7 protein-coding genes and 1 pseudogene are annotated in these 6,854 nt (G+C 39.5%); all 8 read left to right on the forward strand.

What is annotated here, in order from left to right; translation table 11 throughout:
* Nucleotides 1–79 precede the first annotated feature (79 nt).
* The gene (gene spoIVB, locus ACWXW9_RS09310) at nucleotides 80–1,240 is read left to right on the forward strand and encodes a SpoIVB peptidase (protein ID WP_494929154.1); all 1,161 of its coding nucleotides are present in this window, start codon (nucleotides 80–82) and stop codon (nucleotides 1,238–1,240) included.
* A gap of 216 nt (nucleotides 1,241–1,456) precedes the next feature.
* Nucleotides 1,457–2,260 carry a sporulation transcription factor Spo0A gene (gene spo0A, locus ACWXW9_RS09315; protein WP_134913747.1) on the forward strand — a complete coding sequence of 268 codons (804 nt, stop codon included), beginning with the start codon at nucleotides 1,457–1,459 and terminating at the stop codon, nucleotides 2,258–2,260.
* Nucleotides 2,261–2,421: 161 nt separating this feature from the next.
* Nucleotides 2,422–3,399, forward strand: coding sequence for a tyrosine-type recombinase/integrase (locus ACWXW9_RS09320; protein ID WP_494929155.1), 978 nt, complete (start codon nucleotides 2,422–2,424; stop codon nucleotides 3,397–3,399).
* A gap of 138 nt (nucleotides 3,400–3,537) precedes the next feature.
* A pseudogene (locus ACWXW9_RS09325) lies at nucleotides 3,538–4,145 on the forward strand (magnesium chelatase domain-containing protein); the annotation flags it as partial.
* A 440-nt stretch (nucleotides 4,146–4,585) separates the two neighbouring features.
* On the forward strand, nucleotides 4,586–5,359 hold the full coding sequence (locus tag ACWXW9_RS09330; protein WP_494929156.1) for a Cthe_2314 family HEPN domain-containing protein: 774 nt from the start codon (nucleotides 4,586–4,588) through the stop codon (nucleotides 5,357–5,359).
* 236 nt (nucleotides 5,360–5,595) lie between these two features.
* Nucleotides 5,596–5,850 (forward strand): hypothetical protein, encoded by a 255-nt coding sequence (locus ACWXW9_RS09335; RefSeq protein ID WP_494929157.1) that lies wholly within the window; start codon nucleotides 5,596–5,598, stop codon nucleotides 5,848–5,850.
* 276 nt (nucleotides 5,851–6,126) lie between these two features.
* A complete protein-coding gene (locus ACWXW9_RS09340; RefSeq protein WP_494929158.1) occupies nucleotides 6,127–6,336 on the forward strand; it encodes a hypothetical protein in 210 nt (69 codons plus the stop codon).
* Between the two features lie 72 nt (nucleotides 6,337–6,408).
* Nucleotides 6,409–6,854 (forward strand): hypothetical protein (locus ACWXW9_RS09345; protein ID WP_494929159.1); only part of this gene is annotated, 446 nt, incomplete at its 3' end.

Below are 6,854 nucleotides of genomic sequence, written 5' to 3' on the forward strand. Positions count from 1 at the left end.
GCAAGGTTACCTTATAGGTACGCAATTGGCGACCACCTTTACTCGTCAAGCGAAAGAAGCAAAGGGAGCGTGACAGCCATTGAATTTTTACTCCAGGATCAAATTGCTCGGTCTTTTGCTTGTTTTTCTTATTTGTTGTATCGGTAACGCCAAGCCTGTGCATGCAGCGCTGCCTCCACAAGCTTCACTGGAATTATTCGGTTCCCATGCAGCGAAGACGACTCAAGATAGCGTGATTCCCGACTTGAAGGTGTATCCAGGGGGTCAGACGATTGGGGTCAAAGTAAAATCTTCAGGGGTGCTTGTTGTTGGTCATCATGTCATTCAGGAAAGTATGGACCGCAAGGTGTCACCTGGAGAGACAGCCGGGATTCGTCTCGGTGACCGGATCACCCATATGAATGGCAAACCGCTGGATAGCCTGACAAGGGTAGCGGAGGCTGTAGAGGAAGCAGGTAAGAACAAAAAGCCGCTCGACATCACGCTTTGCCGAGGGGAGCAGACGATTTCCACCAAGCTGACACCAGCTTATGATCGTGATGACAAAGCCTGGCGGCTTGGGCTGTATATCAGGGACTCGGCAGCGGGTGTAGGCACCTTGACCTTTTATGCACCGGATCAGGGGGTATACGGGGCCTTGGGGCATGTAATCACCGATATGAATACCCAGACCCCCATTGTTGTGGGGAGCGGGGAAATAGTGCAATCCAACGTAACGTCAATTGCGAAAAGTCAAAGTGGTGAACCTGGGGAAAAACGCGCACATTTTCTCAAGGATCATCGGGTGTTAGGTAATATTGAACGAAACACGAACTTCGGGATTTTTGGGAAGATGTCAGATGAGCCGCAATATGGTTTGTATTCCAAGCCGATTCCTGTAGCACTTGCGAATGAAGTCAAGGAAGGACCCGCAGAAATTTTGACTGTACTGGAAGGTCAGCAGATTCAGCGGTTTCAGGCAGAGGTCGTACACATTTCTCAACAGGATAAACCGGCAACCAAAGGACTTGTTATCCGTATCGTAGATCCAAAGCTACTGGACAAGACCGGGGGAATCGTACAAGGGATGAGCGGAAGCCCAATTATTCAAAACGGCAAGCTCATCGGGGCTGTGACGCATGTATTTGTTAACGATCCGAAATCAGGCTACGGCTGCTTTATCGAATGGATGCTGCGCGATGCAGGAATCATGCAGAATAACGTAAGCTTGAAATCATCCTCTAATCTTAAGGCGAGCTAGTGGCCTTAAGATTTTTTTGTCGAAAGGCCAAGAAATAGCTCGTAATAGCAAGTTAAAGAATTAATTATAATGGAAACAATAAAATAAATAAATAAAAATAATTTTCGACAGAAGGAATTCATAATTCGATGTCGAAATCATATACTCCGACAAGAAATATTTATTTGCTGTAAACTGATATCCCAACTGAATAACACTCAATAAGGAGGAAGTACATTGCAAAAAATTGAGGTATTGTTGGCTGATGACAACCGGGAATTTACGAATCTGCTTGCCGAATATATTTCCGATCAGGAGGATATGGAAGTTACAGGAATCGCCTATAATGGTGAAGAAGTGCTCCAACACATCGCAGAATCCCGCAACGTACCTGATGTACTTATTTTAGATATTATTATGCCTCATCTGGATGGTCTCGGCGTACTGGAGCGCTTGAGAGAAATGAACCTGTCTCCACAGCCGAAAATCATTATGCTGACTGCATTTGGTCAAGAAAATATTACGCAAAGGGCCGTACAGCTCGGGGCATCTTATTATATTTTGAAGCCGTTTGATATGGAAGTGCTTGCGAACCGCGTTCGCCAATTGGTGGGACCACAGTTAGTCAGCAGCAGTCCGGTGACCATTTCTTCCATGCGGTCTAATGTGGTGCCAATGGGTAAAACGAAAAATCTGGATGCCAGTATTACGGCCATTATCCATGAAATCGGTGTGCCAGCTCACATTAAGGGCTACCAATATTTACGCGAAGCCATTACCATGGTGTACAATAATATCGAAATTTTGGGTGCCATCACTAAAACATTGTATCCGGCAATCGCCGAAAAATTCAAAACGACGGCATCCCGCGTGGAACGCGCCATTCGTCATGCCATCGAGGTAGCATGGACACGTGGCAATATTGACAGTATCTCTCACTTATTTGGATATACGATTAATATTTCTAAATCCAAGCCAACGAATAGCGAATTTATTGCCATGGTAGCTGACAAGCTGCGGATTGAGAATAAGGTGTCCTGAACCTAGGTGTGGTAAGGCTTGAGCCTGAAGGTGAAACCAACCAATTCTTCATTTTGCTGTGAAGGTTTGGCAGTGAAAACCAATAATATATTTACGAGTATATGTATGAATCCATCAATTGATTGGTCAAGTAATTTGGCAAATCAGGAGGTGGATTTTTTATGTTTTCGGAGATTACATTCCAAATTGAGAATTTTATGCTGTATTGTACAAGCCGCAATCTTGCAAAAAGAACATTAGCCAGCTACGAGCAAACACTAAAATTATTTGCAGTGTATCTGGAACGAGAACATCAGACTACAGATTTTAAAGAGGTGGGAAGCGGACATATCCGAATGTACGTAAAGTATGTGCAAGATAGGGGGAAATACTCGGTTGTTTCGAGAGAGGAATCAAGAAACTCAAATCATCCTGAGTTAAGAGGTGATTATAATAAGCCTGTATCAGCAACGACAATAGCAAATTACGTTCGGAATATCAAAGTGTTTTTTAATTGGTTTCATACTATTGAGAGGGAGATACAAAAAAATCCAGTTGGACAAATAGCACTTCCAAAAGTTGAGAGAAAGCAAAAGCATACATTAAGTGAATCGGAGATTGTTTTAATTTTACGACAATTCGATACTACAAAATTCCATGGTTATCGCAATTGGATGATCTTCCGTCTGCTACTCGATACTGGAATGCGAATTAATGAATGTGTAAATCTGGAACCGAAACACATTGACTTTAATAAACGAGCAATCCTTATAGTCAAACCCAAAAATAAGCAGCAAAGATTCGTTTACTTTTCATCAAAATTGAGTGTGGAGCTGAAAAGTTGGCTGAAACATCGTGATCGCTATAAAGAGTCGCAATGGTTATTTCCCACAACCAAGGGTACGCAGTTGGATGTACGAAACTATGAATATGCGCTAAGACAAGCTGGTAAGGCTATCGGGTTAAATGTACATCCTCATCAGTTAAGGAATAATTATGCGAAGTACTATATTTTGGCAGGTGGTGATTGGTTTACTTTGAGTCGTATCTTAGGTCATGCTTCTGTTGAGACTACGCATAAAGCATACCTCGACTTCACCGATGATGAGGTGAGAGGAAAAGCTCAACTGCATAGTCCACTGAATACCCTTAAAATTTAACAAGAGTGGGGAAGTAGGAAGTGAATTTTAACAATATCGCCGCCAAATACGAGGAAACTTGTCTTAATAGAGGAACAACTACTCAAACAAGCAAAAGTATGTGAGGACATGATAGGACACTGCATACAGGATGCTGTAACCAGTGGACAGGTCGCTTTACCAGTGGGGGAAAGGACGTTGTTTATTGGCGAGCTGGCGTTGGATGGTAGCATTCGTCCTGTGAACGGGGTGCTGTCCATGATGGATCTGCAAAACGGGAAGGGTTCCATTCGGTGCTGCTTCCCGAGGAAAATGCAGGTGAAGCACGCCTGATCACGGGTATACGTATTTACACTGTTCGTCATCTAATGGATCTCATTCCAGCAAAAGATCATGGACAATACGCTATTGAAGGCCAATCAAAAGATCGGAATTCTAACTACTTACCTGATCCAATGGATGGTGGGGGAACTAATCAAACAGGTAATCAAATAATTAATCAAGATATTAAGCAAGCTATGGATCCAGCTCCTAAGCCAATCCCGAATGAAGCTGAACATTATGCCCAAGACAAACGTATTAATGCTAGACAGCAGATCATTATCCATGCTTATGACCATTTGCCTCAGGCAGATCAAATACCTATGGGTGAGGTCAAAGAGATAATTGACGCTATGGAGAATTACAGCGATGTATTAGGTCAGCTACACGCTAAACGAGCGTTGGTTATCGCTGCTGCCGGGATGCACAATATTGTCCTTATCGGATACATTATCACGTACTTGGGAAACTGTTCGTAAAAAGGTAATTCAAAAGAGGAGGTCAAGCATGTGACTGTGCATCATACTCTTGTTATAATAAAAGAAGAATTTAACAAATCAATCTATTATTATTCTTGTCCTTATTGTTATTGGGTTGTTGTATGGTGCTATGCATCCTGAAATCAGTGATAGATTTGCTGAAGGAGCTACTGGTATAGTCAAGTGGTTTTTTGAGTTAATTAAAGGTGCTATTACCTCATTACAGCCCGATTTCTCTAATACTTGATATTATCCTAACGACTCAAATAGCACCCTTAAAACGAAGGTGAGAGCATCTCAGGAGTATGTGATTGTGGAGTGTATGTTATTCTAAGAATAAATGAACGAGACATAGGCTAATATTTTGATTAGAACAATTATCTCAAATAAAAGGAGAGGTTGAATAAGTGGAGGAATTATATAACTTGATTCATCCAAAGTATGATGATTATTTGCGCCTTGATCAAGAATTAAGAATACCTTTAAGAAAAGATAATCAATTATCTATAACCGAATCGAAGATCCCGTTTTTAGAAGGTTATGATATCTCTACATGGTCTACAACTTTTTTTGATAAAGTGGCACAGGCAGAATTTAGTCTGATTAATTTATTGTATATATTTGAGCAAGGAATTAATGATGATGAGTGGCTTGTCAAGGGAAAGGGAACTGTTCGCCTTCTTCCTCATTTCGAACAGAAGGATTACTTTCTCAAATTTTATTTTGATTATTATGTTGATAATTTCTTCTATAAAGTTTCTTCTGCTTTAGATGTATTATCTCATATTAGTAATAGATTATATAATTGGAACATGTATAAGCCATCCTTTAAAAAATGTTGGGATCAAAAGGAATCAGAAAGTACTGTGAAATTATCAAATGAACAGCTTTACTTTGCCCTAAGAGAAATTATAGATAAGCCAATCTATAAAGATTTTAGACGAGTTAGAAATGACTTTACACATAATCATCCTCCTTCGTCTCCCACATCAGGTGTAATCTTTTATAAAGATAAGGAGAGGCCAGTGACTAACTTGGGGGGAGAAGAATATAGAATAACTAAATCTCTTTCTGGAGACCATATTGTGTATACTTCATCAGGTGAAATCAAAAAAATGGTACTAGAGGTTTGGGAGCTATTAATTGATGTAATTGATGTGGTTAATGAACATATGAGGTAGTTTGGAAAAATGAAGTCTATTTTAGCGAGCTTTTGCAGAAAGACAATATAAAACACCAATTTTACCATCCAGTTGCCCCCATATTGACGGTGACTGGAATTTTTTGTATCCACATCATCCGACATCGGACGGTTTGCTGCAAGTCGTCAAATTGACGTTTCTCCAAAACATGCCACATTGGGAGATGCGATGTCGCAACCGCCAACTTTGGCGTATGAAGCTAATTATATAGCTTGGTGCAACATGAAGATTCATCGACATCGGAGAAAATTGAACGCCTAGAATGGGCTAGAGAGCTTGAACAATTGGAAAGATTGAAGGCAAAGGAACGTCAAGGAACTCGTACAGACAATGATAACAACATTGGACAAAATTTTGCCCGAAGTAATGATGTTGTAGCCGATCAAACTGGTTTTGGTAACAAAGAGACCTATAGACAAGCTAAATACATAGCTGATAACGCCGATCCAGAAACTATATATGAGGGGTAAGGAAAATTTTCCTGAGGGTGAGATAGTAACGTTAGCCAAGATTTTGGCAAGGTTATATAAAAATCTCTAGTCACAGTGCTAACCAGCATGGCTAATGCTGAGACACGGCGATTCACCATGTTGAATAAAACTCACACGTAAATTGCCGTTGAGTTTTATTGTCGTGAATTTCGTCTTTAGAAGGAGTATCATCAAACTATATGGACACTCATTTTTCGGATGTCGCGTTTCACGACAACTGAAAAATATAATCCATTTTATGGGGAGTAAACTAACATGGATATAGACGAGAAAAATAATTTGCTAGAGCAATTGGAAACACTGTATCAAGAGGCTCTGCGTGAGGGAAAACAAAATCTATATACTAATTGGAGTGATTTTGTAATTAGCATAGAAATGATCAATGATGTTTTCAGGGAATTTAGAATGAAAAACATTGATAATTCTACATTAGCCTGCTCTTTTGAAGGAGAAGGTGGTTTTTAGGGTTTCAAGATTTTTGTTCAGTGGTAGAATTAGTGAAATAATAGACATGTTTTATCTTGGAGAGGTGAACTTATGATAAAAATGAATCTATTAGAAAATGGAACTGATTCTCTTAAATCCGCATATGATAAAATGCAAAAGTTGAACGAATTAGAGGAGGGGTTAGATCATTATCTTAAAGACATTGTGTTCTTCCTTAATCACGGAATTGAAATTTTATTTAAGCTTGTCTTGAAAAATAAGGGAGAAGAACTGATTTTCTCGAATATAAAAAAGTACAACATTGCAAAAGAGGAACAGATTAGAACGGAAAAGGATAATGTTTTTCAAGTAAATCCAAATTTAAAGACAGTTTCATTGATGGAGGCAATTGAAAAGTGCAAAAAAAATGAATTCGAAATAAGTGATGAATACGAGAATTCATTGATTTATCTCAATAAAATGAGAAATCAATTCATGCATTATGAAATCGAAATTTCTGATGAGGAAATGTTAAAATTGTTAATCAAATTGCAATT

It is taken from the genome of Paenibacillus sp. LT-B23, assembly GCF_059417685.1.

What these genes read in the sequence shown, in the direction of transcription:
- ACWXW9_RS09340 (WP_494929158.1), top strand. Translation starts at nt 6,127, where the DNA reads ATGGATATAGACGAGAAAAATAATTTGCTAGAGCAATTGGAAACACTG.
- ACWXW9_RS09320 (WP_494929155.1), top strand. Translation starts at nt 2,422, where the DNA reads ATGTTTTCGGAGATTACATTCCAAATTGAGAATTTTATGCTGTATTGT.